Source organism: Pseudomonas sp. TNT2022 ID1044 (assembly GCF_028656895.1).
Taxonomy (GTDB): Bacteria; Pseudomonadota; Gammaproteobacteria; order Pseudomonadales; family Pseudomonadaceae; genus Aquipseudomonas; species Aquipseudomonas reinekei.
Window position 1 is genome coordinate 43,277 of sequence record NZ_JAMDHB010000013.1, and the last position, 20,009, is coordinate 63,285.

The following is a 20,009-nucleotide window of genomic DNA, read 5'->3' on the forward strand; positions in this document are numbered from 1 at the left end:
GAGGCGCAGGCGGGAATTACTTTTGCGATTCGCGAACAACGTGCCAGACGTCCTTCATTTTGTCGCCCGTCATGTCTCCAGGCGCCTTGTCCTTCACAAACGTGTAAAGCGGCTTGCCGTCGTAGGCGTATTGACTCGTGCCGTCATCGCGCTTGATGACACTCCACTTGCCATCGGCCGTGGCACCCGCCGGCGCCATCATCGGTGGCCAGTTTTTCGCACAGTCGTCGTTGCACATCGACTTGCCGCCCGAGTCCTTGTCGAACGTGTACAGGGTCATGCCTTTGTGGTCGACCATCATGCCGTCTTTCATCATCGCCGGATCGGCGGCAAAGGCCAGTGTCGGCAGCGTTAGCGCAGCCGTGACCAGCAATGCCTTCCAGGATTGAGCAAGGTGATTCATGGAAACCTTCCTTTTGCGGTTGTCAGGATTCGGACTTAGAGCTTAGTCCAGGATCATGGCAATCGCCGGTCGACTAAAATACTGTCACACGACTGCAATAATTCCGTTATCTAATGCGGCGCAAGACAGTTAAATGACAAGAGGATTAAGGCATGGTTGGCAGGAGCATTCTGATCGTCGACGACGAAGCGCCCATTCGCGAAATGATCGCCGTTGCTTTGGAAATGGCCGGCTATGACTGCCTGGAGGCGGAGAACTCCCAGCAGGCGCATGCCATTATCGTCGACCGCAAGCCAGACCTGATCCTGCTCGACTGGATGCTGCCCGGCACGTCCGGCATCGAGTTGGCCCGCCGCCTCAAGCGCGATGAGCTGACCGGGGATATCCCGATCATCATGCTCACCGCCAAGGGCGAAGAGGACAACAAGATTCAGGGCCTGGAAGTCGGCGCCGATGACTACATCACCAAACCGTTTTCCCCTCGTGAACTGGTCGCCCGCCTCAAAGCCGTACTGCGCCGCGCCGGTCCTACCGATGGCGAAGCGCCGATTGAAGTCGGCGGCCTGCTGCTCGACCCGATCGGCCACCGCGTGACCATCGACGGTAAACCGGCAGAAATGGGCCCGACCGAGTACCGCCTGCTGCAATTCTTCATGACCCACCAGGAACGCGCCTACACCCGTGGCCAGTTGCTCGATCAGGTCTGGGGCGGCAACGTCTATGTCGAGGAACGCACGGTCGACGTACATATCCGTCGCCTGCGCAAAGCCCTCGGCGATGCCTATGAAAATCTGGTACAAACCGTGCGCGGCACCGGTTACCGCTTTTCTACCAAAGCTTGACGGCACTACAAGCTACGAGCTTCAAGCGGCCAGCTAAAAGCCAAACCGCTTGAAGCTAAAAGCTGCTTCTCTGACAAGGACGCGCGTCACGTGAATCAAAACTGGCATGGCACCCTGATTCGCCACATGCTGCTGCTGGTCACCGCCTGTCTGGTGGTCGGCCTGATCACCGGCTACTACGGCTGGAGCCTCGCCGCAGGCCTGGGAATTTACCTGGCCTGGACCCTCAAGCAACTGCTGCGCCTGCACGAATGGCTGCGCCTGCACCAACCCGATGAAGCACCGCCCGATGGCTACGGCCTGTGGGGCGAGGTGTTCGACAGCATCTACCACCTGCAACGTCGTGACCAACGGGTGCGCGGCCGCCTGCAAGCGGTGATCGACCGGGTTCAGGAATCCACCGCCGCGTTGAAAGACGCCGTGATCATGCTCGACACCGACGGCAACCTGGAATGGTGGAACCGCGCTGCTGAAACCCTGCTGGGCCTCAAGACCCCGCAGGACAGCGGCCAGCCAGTGACTAACCTGGTGCGCCATCCGCGCTTCAAGGAATACTTCGAGCAGGACAACTACGCCGAACCCCTGGAAATCCCCTCGCCGACCAATGACCGTGTGCGCATTCAGCTGTACATCACCCGTTATGGCAACAACGAACACCTGATGCTGGTGCGCGACGTAACACGCATTCATCAGCTGGAACAGATGCGCAAAGACTTCATCGCCAACGTGTCCCACGAGTTGCGTACGCCGCTGACAGTGATCTGCGGCTATCTGGAAACCCTGCTCGACAACGTCGAAGAAGTGAACCCGCGCTGGACCCGGGCCTTGCAGCAGATGCAGCAGCAAGGCGGACGCATGCAGACCCTGCTCAACGACCTGCTGTTGCTGGCCAAACTGGAAGCCACCGACTACCCGTCGGATAACCAGCCCGTGGCGATCGACGGTTTGCTGCAATCGATCAAGAGCGATGCGCAGCAACTGTCCGGGCAGAAGAACCAGCGCATCACCCTCGAAGCCGACCCGACCATCCTGCTCAGGGGCAGCGAAGCGGAATTGCGCAGCGCGTTTTCCAACCTGGTGTTCAACGCAGTGAAGTACACCCCGGCCGAAGGCAATATCCGCATTCGCTGGTGGGGCGACGAGCAAGGCGCGCACCTGAGCGTGCAGGATTCCGGGATTGGCATCGACAGCAAACACCTGCCGCGCCTGACGGAACGCTTTTATCGCGTCGACTCCAGCCGCAATTCCAACACGGGTGGCACCGGCCTTGGCCTGGCCATCGTCAAACACGTGCTGTTGCGCCACCGCGCGCGCATGGAAATCAGCAGCGTACCGGGCCACGGCAGCACCTTTACCTGCCATTTCGCGCCTGCCCAGGTCAGCAAATCCCGAGTCATCAGCACCGCCGACTGATACCGGCCAGCACGCGCCACTAGGCAATCTGCGAGTCAGCCGCTACATTGGCTGACTTGTGCCTGCCCTTCAGGTACACATTTTTCTTCCCTTTCGAATTCACGGAAACCGCAAAACTCCATCATGGACCCTTCCCCTGGCTTGACCCTCGCTACAATTTTCGCCGACTTCGGCATGATTCTTTTTGCTCTGATCCTGGTTTTGCTCAACGGCTTTTTCGTTGCGGCGGAATTTGCCATGGTCAAATTGCGCTCGACCCGCGTCGAGGCTATCGCTGAACAACACGGCTGGCGCGGCCACATCCTGCGCACCGTGCACAGTCAGCTCGACGCTTACCTGTCGGCCTGCCAACTGGGTATCACCCTGGCCTCTCTGGGCCTGGGCTGGGTCGGTGAGCCGGCGTTCGCGCATATTCTCGAACCGTTGCTGAGCGCCATGGGCGTCGAGTCAGCCGAGATTGTCAAAGGTGTGTCGTTCTTCACCGCGTTCTTCATCATTTCGTACCTGCACATCGTGGTCGGCGAACTGGCCCCGAAATCCTGGGCTATCCGCAAACCCGAGCTGCTGTCGCTGTGGACGGCTGTGCCGCTGTACCTGTTCTACTGGGCCATGTACCCGGCGATCTACCTGCTCAACGCCAGCGCCAACACCATCCTGCGCATCGCCGGGCAAGGTGAACCCGGCCCGCATCACGAGCACCATTACAGCCGCGAAGAACTGAAGCTGATCCTGCACTCCAGCCGGGGTCAGGACCCGAGCGACCAAGGCATGCGCGTATTGGCCTCGGCGGTAGAGATGGGCGAGCTGGAAGTGGTCGACTGGGCCAACTCCCGCGAAGACCTGGTGACCCTGGAGTTCAACGCACCGCTCAAGGAAATCCTGGCGATGTTCCGTCGCCACAAGTTCAGCCGTTATCCGGTGTACGACAGCGAGCGCCAGGAGTTCGTCGGCCTGCTGCACATCAAGGATCTGCTGCTGGAACTGGCAGCGCTGGACCACATTCCCGAGTCGTTCAACCTGGCCGAACTGACCCGCCCGCTGGAACGCGTCTCCCGGCACATGCCGCTGTCGCAATTGCTGGAGCAGTTCCGCAAGGGCGGCTCGCACTTCGCCGTGGTCGAAGAGGCCGACGGCAACATCATCGGCTACCTGACCATGGAAGACGTGCTGGAAGTGCTGGTGGGCGACATTCAGGACGAACACCGCAAGGCCGAGCGCGGGATCCTCGCGTATCAACCGGGCAAGCTGCTGGTGCGTGGTGATACACCACTGTTCAAGGTCGAACGCCTGCTCGGGATCGATCTGGACCACGTTGAAGCCGAAACCCTTGCCGGGCTGGTCTACGAAAGCCTCAAACGGGTGCCGGAAGAGGAAGAAGTGCTGGAAGTCGAGGGTCTGCGGATCATCATCAAGAAGATGAAAGGTCCGAAAATTGTTTTGGCCAAGGTGTTGATGCTCGACTGACTCACACCTCGCCACAACAAGTATCGTTACCGTCGTTATTGCTTGCCCAACGCAAAGTTGGGCAACGCATCGACCGGCCGATTGAACCGGTACGGAATCGACACCAGCCCCATCCCGGTATTGCGCTGCACCACGAAGTGCAAATGCGGCCCGGTGCTGTTGCCGGTGTTGCCCGACAGTGCCAATGCACTGCCTACCGCCACCTTTTGCCCCTCTCGCACCCTGACCGAACCTTGCTTGAGGTGCAGGTACACGCCCATGGTCCCGTCATCGTGCAGCACCCGCACGAAATTGCCGGAGGCATCGGTGCCGCGCCCGCTCTGGCGGTTCTCGGTTTTCACCACCACCCCGCCCCGCGCGGCAATGATCGGCGTGCCCTCTGGCATGGCGATGTCGATGGCGTAACGGCTTTTGGGGCCGAAGTGGCTGTAGGGGCCGTTGGCGCCCTGACTGATCCGGAACGGGCCACCCCGCCACGGCAAAGGATACCGATAGCCCACCATGGGACCTGAGGGGTCGCCCAAGAAGTAATTGAACTTCGGAATGTAGGCGAGTGGCTTTCCAGCCTTGGTCGCCGTGAGCTGCGCCATGCGAACGCTGGTGCGCTGCGGTATTACCCGCCGAATGGGCTTGCCCGGTGCACCGCTGGCGTTCTTCACTCCGGCAAAACTCAATTCGACTTCGACCGGCGCGTACAGGTCATTGCGCACGTACACGCTATCCACGCCATTCTTCTTCATGATGATCAGTCGTACCTGACGCTCAAGGTGCTCGACCATGCCGTCACGAAAAATAAACGGCCTGGAGTCTTTGCTGGTGGGGAAGTCGCTGTAGGAGACCACGCCATTGGCATCGGTGGATTTGTAGATCGTCGTGGCCATCGCCGAGGCGGCGGCCATGCACAGACCACAAAAAAGCAGTATTCGCGTCAACATGAGGATTAATTCTGTCGAGTAAGACCTGCAATTGAGCCTAGCAGCCGGAATTGACCAGCGTGGTCGACAGTTGTTTCAGAATGGGCATTGCGGGGGATCAACGGTGATCGTACTGGCGCCATCGTGAGCAGACGCGCTCCCACAGAGTTGATGTTGCCTGTGGGAGCGATTGTCTGGCATCGAACGAGTCAGGCCAATTGAAGCGTCTGGGTCGATGGGAAGCAGATGTCGACTTCAAGCTTTGCAGCGGCTGACAAATTCACCAATGCATCCAGAGAAAACTTGTCGATCTTGCCGTTAAGCATGTCGTTGAGCCGTGGCTGGGATATATCAAGACGCTTGGCCGCCTCTTTCTGCGGAAGCTCCCAGGCTCGTATGGTGGCGCAAAGTGTGCGCATCAGTTTGGCGCGTAGACGCATATTAGCCGCTTCCTGCGGAGTCTCTTCCAACGCATCCCAAACACTCGAAAAACGCTGGGACGGGTTTTGATGATCCTTCATGGCGTTAACCTATTTCCTGATATCTGGCGCGTGCCAGTTCGATGTCTCGCGTTTCGGCTTTTCGAGTGGTCTTTTGCGTTCTGGACTGTTGCAAGGAGTGGCCGAGCACAAACCCTTACTCAGCAATCTATATCAAAACCAATATAAATCAAATCACGGCTTGCCCATTCGGCGAGATGGAATAAGTAAAGAACGCGTTGCGAGCAGCCTTGCTTCCACGTGGAAATGCATTCCAGTGCAGGAGCGAGCCTGCTCGCGATGGCGGACTTTCAGGCGACGCGGTCTTAAGCGCCAGGTATGAAGTGCTTCTGCGCCGTGCCACGGGCAATCAGGCGGGAGATGTAGTCGAGCTTCTGCGCGTCCTGGTCGACGAAGCGGAAGGTCAGTTGCAGCCATTCGCTGTCAGGCTTTTGTTCGTGGGCGACGATGGCGTGCAGATAGCCATTGAGGCGCGCCGTTTCGGCGTTGTCGCCCTGCTCCAGGTCGAGTACGGCGCTGTCGAGGACTTGCGGCAGGGTGTCGATGCGCTTTACCACCAGCAGCGCTTCCTTGAGGCTCAGGGCCTTGATCACACATTGCTGGATGCCGTTCGGCAAACGCAATTGACCCTGACCACGTCCTCCGCCCACGGAGGCAGCAGCAGCCACCGGTGCCTTGACCGGCGGACTGTTGAGCAATCCCCGGGAGGGTGCTGCAGCAGGGGCCGCGGCAGCCGGTGCAACCACGGCGGGTTTGCCGCCGGTCAATGCGCTCAGGGAGTCGTTAGCGAACGCCGAGCTGGTTTTAGTCGCTGCGACGTTGATCAAGGCGTCGAGCTTGCCGACCTTGTGCAGCGCCTGCTTGACCTTGGTGATCAGTTGCTCGTTGGTGAAGGGTTTGCTGACATACCCCGACACGCCGGCCTGAATCGCCTGGACGACGTTCTCTTTGTCACCGCGGCTGGTCACCATCACGAACGGCATGCTTTTGAGGCTGTCTTGCTCGCGGCACCAGGTCAGCAGTTCGAGACCGGACATTTCCGGCATTTCCCAATCGCACAGGACCAGGTCGAACGCTTCCTTCGCCAGCATGGCCTGAGCCTTTCTGCCGTTGACCGCGTCTTCGATCCGCATGCCCGGGAAATAGTTACGCAGGCATTTCTTCACCAGGTCACGAATGAACGAGGCATCGTCCACGACCAAAACACTGACCTTACTCATCCATAACCCCTTTAAAAAATCCCGGCAAGCATACCGCTTTGCTGATGGCACATTGCCAAAAACCTTCAGTCACGCCGGCTCTTTTCGTTCGCGGGTGCTGCTTTTCGAATTCGTGGACCGCAAACAAAAACGCCCGGCCAAAAGGCCGGGCGCTTTGCTTGGGCAACCTTACTTATCGTCAGCTTTGCCCGGAACATTAGCGGTTTCACCGCTTGTTCCTTCAACTTCTTCTTTCATGCGCTTGAGGCCCAGGTGACGCACATCGGTACCGCGCACCAGGTAAATCACCAATTCCGAGATATTGCGCGCGTGGTCGCCGATGCGCTCCAGCGAACGCAGCACCCAGATAATGCTCAAGACCCGCGAGATAGAGCGTGGGTCTTCCATCATGTAGGTCGCCAGCTCGCGCAGGGCGGTCTTGTATTCACGGTCGATGATCTTGTCGTACTGCGCCACCGACAACGCCAGGTCCGCGTCGAAACGGGCAAATGCGTCCAACGCATCGCGCACCATGTTGCGCACCTGGTCACCGATGTGGCGAACCTCGACATAACCGCGCGGCGCTTCGCCTTCTTCGCACAGCTGGATGGCGCGGCGGGCGATTTTGGTCGCTTCGTCACCGATGCGCTCCAGGTCGATCACCGACTTGGAGATGCTGATGATCAGACGCAGGTCCGATGCCGCTGGCTGACGACGGGCCAGAATGCGCAGGCATTCTTCGTCGATGTTGCGTTCCATCTGGTTGATCTGGTCATCGATCTCGCGCACCTGCTGGGCCAGGCCGGAGTCGGCCTCGATCAGCGCGGTCACCGCATCGTTGACCTGCTTCTCGACCAGCCCGCCCATGGCCAGGAGGTGGCTGCGCACTTCCTCAAGCTCGGCGTTGAACTGAGCGGAAATGTGGTGGGTAAGGCCTTCTTTACTAATCATGTTGGCGTCCTTGGAGCGTCCGGTAAGGTGCGGTGGGCCGCAGCGTCAGTTCAGTGAGCAACCACAGCTTCCTAGCCGTAGCGACCGGTGATGTAGTCTTCGGTCTGCTTCTTCGCCGGATTGGTGAACAGGGTGTCGGTGTCGCCGAATTCCACCAGTTTGCCCATGTACATGAACGCCGTGTAGTCGGAAACCCGCGCGGCCTGTTGCATGTTGTGGGTCACGATCACGATGGTGAACTTCGATTTCAGTTCGTAGATCAGCTCTTCGACTTTCAGCGTCGAAATCGGGTCGAGTGCCGAGCACGGTTCGTCGAGCAACAGCACTTCCGGCTCCACGGCGATGGTGCGTGCGATCACCAGACGTTGCTGCTGACCACCGGACAGGCCCAGTGCCGACTCATGCAGACGGTCTTTGACTTCGTCCCACAGCGCCGCGCCTTTCAACGCCCACTCGACGGCTTCGTCGAGCACGCGCTTCTTGTTGATGCCCTGGATACGCAGGCCGTAGACCACGTTCTCGTAGATGGTTTTCGGGAACGGGTTGGGCTTCTGGAACACCATGCCGACGCGACGACGCAGCTCGGCCACGTCTTCGCCCTTGCGGTAGATGTTGTTGCCGTACAGGTTGATCGCGCCTTCGACACGGCAGCCATCGACCAGGTCGTTCATGCGGTTGAAGGTGCGCAGCAGCGTGGATTTGCCGCAGCCGGACGGGCCGATGAAGGCGGTCACGCGCTGTTTCGGGATGTTCATGCTGACGTCGAACAGCGCTTGTTTGTCGCCGTAGAACAGGCTCAGGCCCGGTACTTCAATGGCTACGGTTTCCTGCTCGAGGTTCAGGCTCTGTTTGTCGCGACCCAGCGCCGACATGTTGATGCCGTGGGTATGTGCTTCGTGCTGCATGGGAGGCTCCCTGTGCTAACAAATTCGGTTCGGTAGGCCGAGGGTCGTACCCGCGGATTACACAATTTTTTGCAGGAGCCGGCTTGTTGGCGATGCTGGCGACTCGGTCTGCCAGGTTCACCGCGGTGATGCCATCGCCAGCAAGCCGGCTCCTACAGGGTGATTAGCTATCCAGCGCTTTGTATTTCTCGCGCAGGTGGTTACGGATGTACACCGCCGACAGGTTCAACGTCGCGATCACCAGCACCAGCAGCAATGCCGTGGCGTATACCAGCGGTCGTGCAGCTTCAACGTTCGGGCTCTGGAAGCCGACGTCATAGATGTGGAAGCCCAGGTGCATGATCTTCTGGTCCAGGTGCAGGTACGGGTAGTTGCCGTCCAACGGCAGCGACGGCGCCAGTTTCACTACACCCACCAGCATCAGCGGCGCCACTTCACCGGCGGCACGGGCCACGGCGAGGATCATGCCGGTCATCATGGCCGGGCTGGCCATCGGCAGCACGATCTTCCACAAGGTTTCAGCCTTGGTCGCGCCGAGGGCCAACGAGCCCTCACGCACGGTGCGAGGAATCCGCGCCAGGCCTTCTTCGGTGGCCACGATCACCACCGGCACCGCCAGCAGCGCCAGGGTCAACGAAGCCCAGAGCAAGCCCGGCGTACCAAAGGTCGGTGCCGGCAAGGCTTCAGGGAAGAACAAGCGGTCGACCGAACCACCCAGCACGTAAACGAAGAAGCCCAGACCGAATACGCCGTAAACGATGGCCGGCACACCTGCCAGGTTGTTCACCGCGATACGGATCACCCGGGTCAGGGTGTTCTGCTTGGCGTATTCACGCAGGTACACCGCCGCCAGCACACCGAACGGGGTCACGATCATCGCCATGATCAGGGTCATCATCACGGTGCCGAAGATCGCCGGGAAAATCCCGCCTTCGGTGTTCGCTTCACGCGGATCGTCGCTCAGGAATTCCCAGACCTTGCTGAAGTAGAAGCCGATCTTGGTGAAGGTGCCCATGGCGTTTGGCTGATAGGCGTGCACCACTTTGCCCAGGCCGATTTCGATTTCCTTGCCGTTGGCATCACGGGCGGTGAGGCTGTCGCGGTTGAACTGCGCGTGCAGGTCGCCCAGGCGAGCCTCGATGTCCTGATAACGGGCGTTGAGTTCGGCGCGCTCGGATTCCATGTCCGCTTGCGCGGCCGCGTCGAGCTTGCCGTCCAGTTCCAGCTTGCGGCCGTGCAGGCGGATGCGTTCGAGACCGGCGTTGATCGCGCCAATGTCGACCTTCTCCAGCGTCTTGAGTTGCGCGGCCAGCTGATTCACACGGTTGATCCGCGCTTGCAACTCAGGCCAGGCAGCTTCGCCTTCAGCGATGACCTTGCCGTCCTGTTTGACGTTGACCAGGTAACCGTAGAAGTTGCCCCACTCGCGACGCTCGATGGCCATCAATTCGACCGGGGTCTTCAGGTTGGTTAGCCACTCGCCGACAATCCACGTGAAGTCGTTGCCGTTCAAGTCGCGGTTGCCGACCTTGATCAACTCGCGGGTCATGAATTCCGGGCCTTCGTCAGGCACCGGCAATCCGGCACTCTTCAGGCGGGCACGCGGCACTTCTTCCTTCTGTACGATTTCGCCGATCACCAGGTGATTGGCCTGGCCCGGCACGTCGTAGCTGGCGTGCACCAGGTCCGCCGGCCAGAAGTGACCCAGGCCGCGCACGGCAATCACGGCCAGCAGGCCAATGGTCATGATGACCGCGATGGACACCGCGCCACCGCTGATCCAGACGCCGGGGGCGCCGCTCTTGAACCATCCTTTCAGGGAGTTCTGTTTCACAGACTTCTACCTTTGCTTAAAGCGACGAGTATTTCTTGCGCAGACGCTGACGAATCAGTTCCGCGAGGGTGTTCATGACGAAGGTGAACAACAGCAGCACCAGCGCCGAGAGGAACAGCACGCGGTAGTGGCTGCCGCCGACTTCCGACTCGGGCATTTCCACCGCGACGTTGGCGGCGAGGGTGCGCAGGCCTTCAAACAGGTTCATTTCCATGACCGGGGTGTTACCGGTGGCCATCAATACGATCATGGTTTCACCGACCGCGCGGCCCATGCCGATCATCAACGCCGAGAAAATACCCGGGCTGGCGGTGAGGATCACCACGCGGGTCATGGTCTGCCACGGCGTGGCACCGAGGGCCAGGGAACCGAGGGTCAGGCCACGCGGCACGCTGAACACGGCGTCTTCGGCGATGGAGTAGATGTTCGGGATGACCGCGAAGCCCATGGCCAGACCCACCACCAGTGCGTTGCGCTGGTCGTAGGTGATGCCCAGGTCATGGGAGATCCACATGCGCATGTCGCCGCCGAAGAACCAGTTCTCCATGAACGGGCTCATGTACAGCGAGAACCAGCCCACAAACAGGATCACCGGGATCAGCAGCGCACTTTCCCAGCCATCCGGGACTTTCAGGCGGATCGACTCAGGCAGGCGACTGAAGGTGAAACCGGCGACCAGGATGCCGATCGGCAGCAGCATCAACAGGCTGAAGATACCCGGAAGGTGTCCTTCCACATACGGCGCGAGGAACAGGCCGGCGAAGAAACCGAGGATCACCGTCGGCATCGCTTCCATCAGTTCGATCACCGGCTTGACCTTGCGGCGCATGCCCGGGGCCATGAAGTACGCGGTGTAGATCGCAGCGGCAACGGCCAGTGGAGCGGCCAGCAGCATGGCGTAGAACGCGGCCTTCAAGGTACCGAAGGTCAGCGGCGACAGGCTCAGTTTCGGTTCGAAGTCAGTGTTGGCGGCGGTCGATTGCCAGACGTATTTAGGCTCGTCGTAGTTCTCGTACCAAACCTTGCTCCACAACGCGCTCCATGAAACTTCCGGGTGCGGGTTGTCGAGCAGCAACGGCTGGAGCTTGCCACCGGCTTCCACGATGATGCGGTTGGCACGCGGCGACAGCCCGAACAGGCCCTGGCCTTCGACCACCTGGTCAACCAGCAGGGTGCGATGCGCGGTGCTGTGGAACACGCCGAGCTTGCCGGAAGCATCGAGGGCAACGAAGCCCTTGCGGCGCTCTTCGGCGGTGATCTCAATGATCGGCGTGGAGCCCATCTGGAAAGTACGGATCAGCTTCAGGCGCTGTTCGCCATCCGGGTCGCGGGCCATGAACCACTGGGCCAGGCCACCCTTGGAATCGCCAAGGATCAGCGAAATACCGCCCACCAGTTGCGTACTGGCAGTGATTTCAGCATCGCCGTTTTCCAGCAGTTTGTAGCGACCGTTGAGGCTCTTGTCGCGCAGGCTGAACACGTCGGCCTGGGCACGACCGTTAATCACGTACAACCACTGCTGACGCGGGTCGACGAAGATGTTCTTCACCGGCTCGGTCATTTGCGGCAGTTCGATACGCGTCTGCTCGTTGGTGACTTCGCCGGTCATCATGTTTTCTTCGCTGGTCAGCGCTAAAACATTGAGTTGCGAACCGGTGGAACCCACCAGCATCAACGTCGAATCGGTAGCGTTGAGGCTGACGTGCTCCAGCGCACCGCCCGCTTCGTTCAGCGCAATCGGCGTTTCGCCGTACGGATACTCGATGGCCGGCGAGATGGTTTTCTTGCCGTCCGGGTAGCTGACTTTATAGGTGTGACGGAACACCAGTGCCTGACCGTTGGACAAGCCCACGGCCACCAGCGGTTGGCCTGGCTGGTCTTTACCGATGGAGGTCACGGTGGTGCCGGCCGGAACAGGCAGATCGACGCGCTTGAGTTCGGCGCCACTGTCGATATCGAAGAACAATGCCTGGCCCTTGTCGGAAACCCGCATGGCCACCTGGTTTTGCTCTTCCAGAGAGAACATCAACGGCTTGCCGGCGTCTTGCATCCAGGCTGGCGTGATCGCGTCCCTGGACGTCAGGCTGGCACCCTGGAACAGGGGCGCAACGACATAGGCAAGGAAGAAGAAGATCAGGGTGATGGCTGCCAGTACCGCCAGGCCACCGATGAGGACGTACCAGCGGGTGAAGCGATCCTTGAGCGCGCGAATGCGGCGCTTGCGTTGCAACTCAGGCGTATTGAAATCAATTCGCTTGGGGGGATTAGTAGTCATGTTGGAATTGGCCAGATCATTCATTCGCACACCCTAGCGATCCTGTATGACAGAAAGATGACAGTGCAGTGACGCGACAAATCCGCCCCCCGGTAGAACCGGCAGCGGATAGAGAATTGGGGTTGTAGGAGCCGGCTTGCTGGCGATGCGGTAGACACTGTTCGGCAGGTTCACCGCGGTGATGCCTTCGCCAGCAAGCCGGCTCCTACAGAGTCCGGGACTAACCCGGACTCAGTTTGTTACTTCTTTACGACTGCAGCGCCGCCTTCTTGCAGACCCAGGTCAGCCAGTGCTTTTGCAGCAACTTTGGCTGGCAGTGGGATGTAACCGTCTTTCACAACAACTTCCTGACCCTGTTTCGACAGAATCAGTTTCACGAACTCAGCTTCCAGCGGAGCCAGCGGCTTGTTCGGGGCTTTGTTGACGTAGACATAGAGGAAGCGCGACAGCGGGTACTTGCCGTTCAGGGCGTTTTCTTCGGTGTCTTCGATGAACTCGCCGCCTTCTTTCTTGGACAGGGCAACGGTTTTCACGCTGGCAGTCTTGTAGCCGATACCCGAGTAGCCAACGCCGTTAAGCGAGCTGCTGATCGACTGCACGACCGAAGCCGAACCGGGTTGCTCGTTCACGTTTGGCTTGTAGTCGCCTTTGCACAAGGCTTCTTCCTTGAAGTAGCCGTAGGTACCGGATACCGAGTTACGACCAAACAGTTGAACGGGCTTGTTGGCCAGGTCACCGGTCACGCCCAGGTCACCCCAGGTTTTCACGTCGGCTTTAGCGCCGCACAGACGAGTCGAAGAAAAAATCGCATCGACTTGAGCCATGGTCAGGCCCTTGATCGGGTTGTCTTTGTGTACGAATACAGCCAAGGCGTCCACGGCAACCGGAATAGCGGTTGGCTTGTAGCCGTATTTGGTTTCGAAGGCTTGCAGTTCGTTGTCCTTCATCTTGCGGCTCATCGGGCCCAGGTTAGCGGTGCCTTCTGTCAGCGCAGGTGGCGCGGTAGAGGAACCGGCGGCCTGAATCTGGATGTTTACGTTCGGGTATTCTTTTTTGTAGTTCTCAGCCCAGAGGGTCATGAGGTTAGCCAGAGTGTCGGAACCAACGCTGGACAGGTTGCCCGACACACCGGTGGTCTTGGTGTAGCTCGGGATAGCAGGGTCAACAGCGGCAACCGCGTTGGCAGTCGCAACGCCAGCAGCGACAAAAGTCATTGCCGCCATCAAACGCTTCAGTTTCATGCCTTACTCCTAGCAGATAGGGTGTGTTAATTCGGGGCCCAGTATCAGCAGGCCATGTGAACACTCTATGGCTGAAATATGACAATTGGATGAAAGGCCACTATTCGCGTTTTTACCGGATGATTCATGCGCCCCCAATCGCCAGCAAGCCGGCTCCTACGGTCTTGGGCAGGAGCCAGCTCGCTGGCGATGAGGCCAGAACTAACGCCCCTTCTTCCAGAGATACGCCCCCACCAGAATCCCGACCCCACACAGCACCGCCACATAATAAGCCGGCCCCATCGGGCTTTCTTTGAGCAGCAGACTGACGATCATTGGCGTCAGCCCCCCGAAGATCGCGTAAGCCACGTTGTAGGAGAACGACAAACCGCTGAAGCGCACCACCGGCGGGAACGCCTTGACCATCACGTACGGCACCGCACCGATGGTGCCGACCAGCAGACCGGTCAGGGCATACATCGGGAACAGCCAGTCAGGATGATCAGCCAGGCTGTGATAGAAGGTCCAGGAGCTGGCCAGCAACGCCGTGCAACCGAAGACAAAGACACGCCCCGCACCAAAACGATCGGCCAGTGCGCCAGCAATAATGCAACCGAAGCTCAGGAACACGATCGCCACGCTGTTCGCTTGCAGCGACGAGGTTGCCGAGAAGTGATAGACCGTCTGCAGAACGGTCGGGGTCATCAAGATCAACACTACAATGGCGGCGGACAGCAACCAGGTCAGCAACATCGAAATGGCGATGGCGCCACGATGGTCACGCAGCACCGCACGCAGTGGCACTTCCTCGGCGAGGGCCTTGCGTTGTTGCAGCTCGGCAAACACCGGGGTTTCGTGCAGCCAGCGGCGCAGGTACACCGAGAACAGGCCGAACACGCCGCCCAGCAGGAACGGAATCCGCCAGGCGTAATCCGCCACTTCCACCGGGGTATAAAGGCTGTTGATCGCGGTAGCGACCAAAGAACCCAACAGGATGCCTGCCGTCAGGCCACTGGTCAGGGTCCCGCAGGCATAGCCGACGTGCCGCTGCGGCACGTGTTCGGAAACGAATACCCACGCCCCCGGCACCTCGCCGCCAATCGCCGCGCCTTGAATCACCCGCATCAGCAGCAACAGAATCGGCGCCCACATGCCGATCTGCGCGTAGGTCGGCAGCAGGCCCATGATCAGGGTCGGCACGGCCATCATGAAAATGCTCAGGGTGAACATCTTCTTGCGCCCCAGCAGGTCACCGAAGTGCGCCATCACGATGCCGCCCAGCGGCCGCGCCAGGTAGCCGGCGGCAAAGATGCCGAAGGTCTGCATCAGGCGTAGCCATTCGGGCATGTCCGCCGGGAAGAACAGCTTGCCCACGACGGTCGCGAAGAACACGAAAATAATGAAGTCGTAAAATTCCAGCGCCCCGCCCAAGGCCGACAACGACAGCGTCTTGTAGTCGTTGCGGGTCAGCGGACGTGCGGATTGGGATGGCTGCGCGATACTCGAGGGCGCTGTGGTCATGGCAAGGGCTTCTCTTATAGTCAGGTCTGCCGCCCCAACAACGCTGGCAAGGGCTCGGGCAGGACCGGCACGATAGCAAATTGTTCGAAAAAGCACATAGAGGTGCGTAATTGACGGTCAAAATGAGAACCGGACGGTCGTCTCGGAGTCTACCGACCGATATACTCGCAACTGTGCGACGGCTTGTAAGGGTTGCTGTGCGAAAACGCCTGAAAGCGTCATAGGCGATTTCGCAGAGTTTCCCTTTAGGCGCCTTACGAAAAACGTGACGAACGTAGTATGTTCGGTGCTGAATCGTTTTTCCCGAAGACGGCTACCACCAGCAGCACCAACGAAGAGTCACGGGTCAGAGGCACCCCCGGCATGATAGAGCTCGAACAAGAAGATCCGATCCCGCAAGGCGACCTGGCCTTGCAAATTACCGCACTTCCCCGCGAAACCAACGGCTTTGGCGATATTTTCGGCGGCTGGCTGGTAGCACAGATGGATTTGGCCGGCACCGCGATGGCCAGCAAGGTTGCCGGTGGCCGCGTGGCCACGGTCGCGATCGACCGCATGGCATTCCTGGTTCCAGTGGCGGTGGGCGCTCAGCTCTCCTTCTATACACAGGCACTGGAAATCGGCCGCAGCTCGATCCAGATGATGGTCGAGGTCTGGAGCGACGATCCGCTGTCCAGCGAATGGCGCAAAGTCACTGAAGCGGTATTTGTGTTCGTCGCCATCGATGGCAGCGGCCGTACCCGCTCGGTTCCGCCGCGCGCTCGTTAAAACCGGGAAGCGTCAAACCCGACGCCCGATTCGCGGTCCATTGCAGTCCTGTTACTGATCGAGAGCTGTCCCATGAACACGCCCAACGTTGAAGCCGTCAAACTGGATGAACTGAACTGCTGGCGCATCCGCCACGGTCAGGCCGAATTACTGGTGGCCCAGCAAGGCGCGCACATCCTCAGTTATCAACTGGCGGGGCAGCCGCCGCTGATCTGGCTCAACGATGAGGCGGTGTTCAAGACCGGCAAAAGCATCCGCGCCGGTGTGCCGGTGTGCTGGCCGTGGTTCGGCAACTTCGAGCGCAACCCGCAGAGCGTGAAAGCGATGCGCGTCAGCAACCAAGCACCAACGGCTCATGGCCTGGTGCGGGCGATGGACTGGGAATTGGGCGGCATCGAAGCCGAGGGCGAAAGCCTGAACATCGAATTCTTGCTGCCCTGCCCCGACGGCGGATTGCCAGGCTGGCCGCATCAAGTGGACTTGAAGCTGAGCATTCGTCTGGGTGACCAATTGCACATCCAGTTGATCAGCCACAACCGGGGTGCGCAAACCGTCACCATCAGTCAGGCCCTGCACAGCTATTTCGCCGTCAGCGATGCGCGCAACGTTCACGTCGAAGGCGTGGATGGCTTGAGCTACATCGAAACCCTGGAAGACTGGGCAACCAAGAAGCAGTCCGGCGACCTGCGCTTTACCGGCGAAACCGACCGCATCTACCTCGACGCCCCGCCGCTGCTGAGCATCGTCGACCCGGCCTGGGAGCGACGCATCGAACTGACAAGTACGGGTTCGCGCTCGGCGGTGATCTGGAACCCCTGGATCGACCGTGCCGCCGCATTCAGCGACATGGCTGACGACGGCTGGCAGCGCATGCTGTGCATCGAAACGGCGAATGTGATGGGGGATGTCGTGAGCCTGGCGCCGGGAGCCACCCACACCCTCGGCGTCAGCATCGGCAGCAAACCGCTTTAAACCTGGAGCCGGCTTGCTGGCGATGGCGTCCTCAAGATCGCTATCGCCAGCAAGCCGGCTCCAGCAGTGTTTTTACAAATCCGATTCCTGCACGACCCGCACCTTCGCTGCATCCAGCGCGTAGGCCGCATCTGCCAGGTCATTGCTGACCTTCTCGACCTTCAACGTGCCGGTGACCCACAGCGGCGTGTAGATATCATTGAGCTTCAAGCCCTTCGGATAGCGCACCAGCACCAATTGATTCGGTGGCGGCGGCGGCACGTGGATGCAGGCGCCCGGGTATGGCACGAGGAAAAACAGCGTGCTGTTGCCCTTGGCATCGGACTCCAGCGGCACCGGATAACCACCGATGCGGATGGTTTTGTCGTTCATCGACGCTACGGTTTTGGTCGAATACATCACCGCCGGCAAGCCCTTGCTCTGCTTCATGCCACCTTTTTCGGTGAAGGTGCCATTGGCTTCGGGGGAGTTGTGGTCGATTTCGGGCATTGCCTCGAGGGCTTTCTGATCCGACTTGGGCATCAGTTCGAGCCAGTCGGTTTCCGGCAGTTCGCCGGCATGGGCAAGGCCCGTACCCAGTAAAACGAGAGTCAGCAAAAGACGGCGCATGGAGATGCTCGGCAAAGAAAGGAAATCGCCGAGCATTCTAGTCCTCTCGGACTGCGCAGCCGAGAGGACTTTGTCGCTTGAATCAGTTCTTTTTGATCAGGCCGTAGATCACCAGCAACACCACCGCGCCCACCAGCGCACCGATGAAACCGGCACCTTCGCCGGCCTGGTAAATGCCCAACGCCTGGCCGCCATAAGTGGCCGCCAGCGAACCGCCGATACCGAGCAGGATGGTCATGATCCAGCCCATGCTGTCATCGCCCGGTTTCAGGAACCGAGCAAGCAAGCCGACGATCAAGCCGATAAAGATGGTTCCGATGATTCCCATGGCATTTCCCTCTGAATGATTGGCTATGCGAAAGCCTAGTCAGACTTTCGCATCCTGCCATGAGAGAACGGCGGCACCGCAATGGTTCCGCCGCCGCCACATGAAACTGTTTTACTCGGCGATCAGCGCTTCGACCTTGAGGATCTGCGCGGCGAGGGTTTCGCGGTTTGCGCAACGCAGGTTGGCGTGGCCGACCTTGCGGCCTGCCTTGAACGCCTTGCCGTAGTGATGCAGATGGCAATCGGCGATTGCGATGACCTTGTCGGTGTCCGGCACTTTACCGATGAAGTTGAGCATCGCGCTCTCGCCGACCTTGGCCGTCGAACCCAACGGCAGACCGGCAACGGCCCGCAGGTGGTTTTCGAACTGGCTGCACTCGGCGCCTTCGGTCGTCCAGTGCCCGGAGTTGTGCACGCGCGGGGCGATTTCGTTGGCCTTGAGGCCACCGTCGACTTCAAAGAACTCGAACGCCATCACGCCGACGTAGTCCAGCTGCTTGAGCACACGGCTGGAGTAGTCTTCGGCCAGGGCTTGCAACGGGTGGTCGGTGCTGGCCACGGACAGTTTGAGGATGCCGCTGTCGTGGGTGTTGTGTACCAGCGGGTAGAATTTTGTTTCACCATCGCGAGCACGCACGGCGATCAGCGAGACTTCGCCAGTGAACGGCACGAAACCTTCCAGCAGGCAGGCCACGCTGCCCAGTTCGGCGAACGTACCGACTACATCTTCAGGGGAACGCAGGACCTTCTGGCCCTTGCCGTCGTAACCCAGGGTGCGGGTCTTGAGCACGGCAGGCAGACCGATGGAAGCCACGGCGGCATCCAGATCAGCCTGGGACTGAATGTCGGCGAACGCCGGGGTCGGAATCCCCAGGTCCTTGAACATGCTTTTCTCGAACCAGCGGTCGCGAGCGATGCGCAGTGCTTCGGCACTCGGGTACACCGGGACGAATTGCGACAGGAACGCGACGGTTTCCGCCGGCACACTTTCGAATTCGAAGGTCACCAGATCGACTTCATCGGCCAGTTGGCGCAGGTGATCCTGATCGCCGTAATCGGCCCGCAGGTGCTCGCCCAATGCCGCCGCGCAAGCGTCAGGCGCCGGGTCGAGGAAAGCGAAGTTCATACCCAGCGGAGTACCCGCCAGCGCCAACATGCGACCCAACTGGCCGCCACCGATTACACCGATCTTCATCGTCAACAACCTCAGGCGATGCGTGGGTCTGGATTTTCCAGGACGCTGTCTGTCTGCTCAGCACGGAAGGTTTTCAGCACTTCATGGAACTGCGGGTGCTTGGCGCCCAGGATACTCGCCGACAACAGCGCGGCGTTGATCGCGCCAGCCTTGCCGATGGCCAGGGTGGCCACCGGAATGCCGGCCGGCATCTGCACGATGGAGAGCAGTGAGTCGACGCCCGAGAGCATCGCCGACTGCACGGGCACGCCCAGTACCGGCAGGTGGGTCTTGGCCGCACACATGCCAGGCAAGTGGGCCGCGCCGCCGGCACCGGCGATGATCACCTCGATGCCACGCGCCTCGGCTTCTTCAGCGTACTGGAACAGCAGGTCCGGGGTGCGGTGAGCGGACACTACCTTCACCTCGTAAGGGATGCCGAGCTTTTCCAGCATATCGGCGGTGTGGCTAAGGGTGGACCAATCGGACTTAGAGCCCATGATCACGCCAACCAATGCACTCATCGTCGTGCCTCTTCTCTCTGGGCGCCCGCAGGCGCATCAAAAAACAACAAGCCACGCAGAATGCGTGGCTTGATTGTACGAATTATGGCCAGTCGCAACCGGCCGAAGGCCGCGCAGTATACCTCAATGAAGCAGATAAACAGCCCCCTGCGCGACCATCTGTCATCTGCCGCAAAAGCCCGGTTTTATTGACC

At 59.8% G+C, this 20,009-nt stretch carries 19 protein-coding genes; 5 read left to right on the forward strand and 14 right to left on the reverse strand.

Features of this window, described 5'->3' with window-relative positions; translation table 11 throughout:
• Positions 1–16 precede the first annotated feature (16 nt).
• A complete protein-coding gene (locus M5G20_RS17375) occupies positions 17–403 on the reverse strand; it encodes a COG4315 family predicted lipoprotein (RefSeq protein WP_075947078.1) in 387 nt (128 codons plus the stop codon).
• A gap of 152 nt (positions 404–555) precedes the next feature.
• Here M5G20_RS17375 and phoB point away from each other — a divergent pair, with 152 nt between their 5' ends.
• From phoB to M5G20_RS17390, 3 genes are all read left to right on the forward strand, one after another.
• Entirely contained in the window at positions 556–1,245 is a 690-nt protein-coding gene (gene phoB, locus M5G20_RS17380) for a phosphate regulon transcriptional regulator PhoB (protein ID WP_034149326.1), read from the forward strand.
• A 126-nt stretch (positions 1,246–1,371) separates the two neighbouring features.
• Positions 1,372–2,658: a phosphate regulon sensor histidine kinase PhoR gene (gene phoR / locus M5G20_RS17385; protein ID WP_273920175.1), complete on the forward strand. Its 1,287-nt coding sequence runs from the start codon at positions 1,372–1,374 to the stop codon at positions 2,656–2,658.
• 123 nt (positions 2,659–2,781) lie between these two features.
• Positions 2,782–4,122: a hemolysin family protein gene (locus tag M5G20_RS17390; RefSeq protein ID WP_273920110.1), complete on the forward strand. Its 1,341-nt coding sequence runs from the start codon at positions 2,782–2,784 to the stop codon at positions 4,120–4,122.
• A gap of 35 nt (positions 4,123–4,157) precedes the next feature.
• On the opposite strand, the gene M5G20_RS17395 is transcribed toward M5G20_RS17390, so the two are convergent.
• From M5G20_RS17395 to M5G20_RS17435, 9 genes are all read right to left on the reverse strand, one after another.
• Positions 4,158–5,057 (reverse strand): peptidoglycan DD-metalloendopeptidase family protein, encoded by a 900-nt coding sequence (locus tag M5G20_RS17395; protein WP_273920111.1) that lies wholly within the window; start codon positions 5,055–5,057, stop codon positions 4,158–4,160.
• A gap of 188 nt (positions 5,058–5,245) precedes the next feature.
• Positions 5,246–5,557 (reverse strand): helix-turn-helix domain-containing protein, encoded by a 312-nt coding sequence (locus M5G20_RS17400; protein WP_150735842.1) that lies wholly within the window; start codon positions 5,555–5,557, stop codon positions 5,246–5,248.
• 284 nt (positions 5,558–5,841) lie between these two features.
• Complete coding sequence (locus M5G20_RS17405; protein WP_150735844.1) at positions 5,842–6,756, reverse strand: response regulator; 915 nt, start codon at positions 6,754–6,756, stop codon at positions 5,842–5,844.
• Positions 6,757–6,924: 168 nt separating this feature from the next.
• Entirely contained in the window at positions 6,925–7,686 is a 762-nt protein-coding gene (phoU, locus tag M5G20_RS17410; protein ID WP_008150055.1) for a phosphate signaling complex protein PhoU, read from the reverse strand.
• Positions 7,687–7,757: 71 nt separating this feature from the next.
• Positions 7,758–8,591: a phosphate ABC transporter ATP-binding protein PstB gene (gene pstB / locus M5G20_RS17415; protein WP_033042681.1), complete on the reverse strand. Its 834-nt coding sequence runs from the start codon at positions 8,589–8,591 to the stop codon at positions 7,758–7,760.
• 163 nt (positions 8,592–8,754) lie between these two features.
• Positions 8,755–10,425 carry a phosphate ABC transporter permease PstA gene (gene pstA, locus M5G20_RS17420; RefSeq protein WP_273920112.1) on the reverse strand — a complete coding sequence of 557 codons (1,671 nt, stop codon included), beginning with the start codon at positions 10,423–10,425 and terminating at the stop codon, positions 8,755–8,757.
• A 16-nt stretch (positions 10,426–10,441) separates the two neighbouring features.
• Entirely contained in the window at positions 10,442–12,475 is a 2,034-nt protein-coding gene (locus tag M5G20_RS17425; protein WP_273920176.1) for an ABC transporter permease subunit, read from the reverse strand.
• Between the two features lie 464 nt (positions 12,476–12,939).
• A complete protein-coding gene (locus M5G20_RS17430; protein WP_150735847.1) occupies positions 12,940–13,941 on the reverse strand; it encodes a phosphate ABC transporter substrate-binding protein PstS in 1,002 nt (333 codons plus the stop codon).
• 201 nt (positions 13,942–14,142) lie between these two features.
• Positions 14,143–15,441, reverse strand: a complete 1,299-nt coding sequence (locus M5G20_RS17435; RefSeq protein ID WP_150735848.1) for an MFS transporter — start codon at positions 15,439–15,441, stop codon at positions 14,143–14,145.
• Positions 15,442–15,804: 363 nt separating this feature from the next.
• Between M5G20_RS17435 and M5G20_RS17440 the strand changes: the two genes are divergently transcribed.
• Together M5G20_RS17440 and M5G20_RS17445 are read left to right on the forward strand one after the other, a co-directional pair.
• Complete coding sequence (locus tag M5G20_RS17440; protein WP_007896491.1) at positions 15,805–16,209, forward strand: acyl-CoA thioesterase; 405 nt, start codon at positions 15,805–15,807, stop codon at positions 16,207–16,209.
• Positions 16,210–16,281: 72 nt separating this feature from the next.
• Positions 16,282–17,181, forward strand: coding sequence for a D-hexose-6-phosphate mutarotase (locus M5G20_RS17445; protein WP_273920113.1), 900 nt, complete (start codon positions 16,282–16,284; stop codon positions 17,179–17,181).
• A 72-nt stretch (positions 17,182–17,253) separates the two neighbouring features.
• Here M5G20_RS17445 and M5G20_RS17450 read toward each other — a convergent pair whose 3' ends face one another.
• From M5G20_RS17450 to purE, 4 genes are all read right to left on the reverse strand, one after another.
• Positions 17,254–17,790, reverse strand: coding sequence for a DUF3299 domain-containing protein (locus tag M5G20_RS17450; RefSeq protein WP_273920114.1), 537 nt, complete (start codon positions 17,788–17,790; stop codon positions 17,254–17,256).
• An 82-nt stretch (positions 17,791–17,872) separates the two neighbouring features.
• Complete coding sequence (locus tag M5G20_RS17455) at positions 17,873–18,118, reverse strand: GlsB/YeaQ/YmgE family stress response membrane protein (protein ID WP_212626116.1); 246 nt, start codon at positions 18,116–18,118, stop codon at positions 17,873–17,875.
• Positions 18,119–18,229: 111 nt separating this feature from the next.
• Entirely contained in the window at positions 18,230–19,312 is a 1,083-nt protein-coding gene (locus M5G20_RS17460; protein WP_273920115.1) for a 5-(carboxyamino)imidazole ribonucleotide synthase, read from the reverse strand.
• 11 nt (positions 19,313–19,323) lie between these two features.
• The gene (purE, locus tag M5G20_RS17465; RefSeq protein ID WP_034149342.1) at positions 19,324–19,815 is read right to left on the reverse strand and encodes a 5-(carboxyamino)imidazole ribonucleotide mutase; all 492 of its coding nucleotides are present in this window, start codon (positions 19,813–19,815) and stop codon (positions 19,324–19,326) included.
• Positions 19,816–20,009 lie beyond the last annotated feature (194 nt).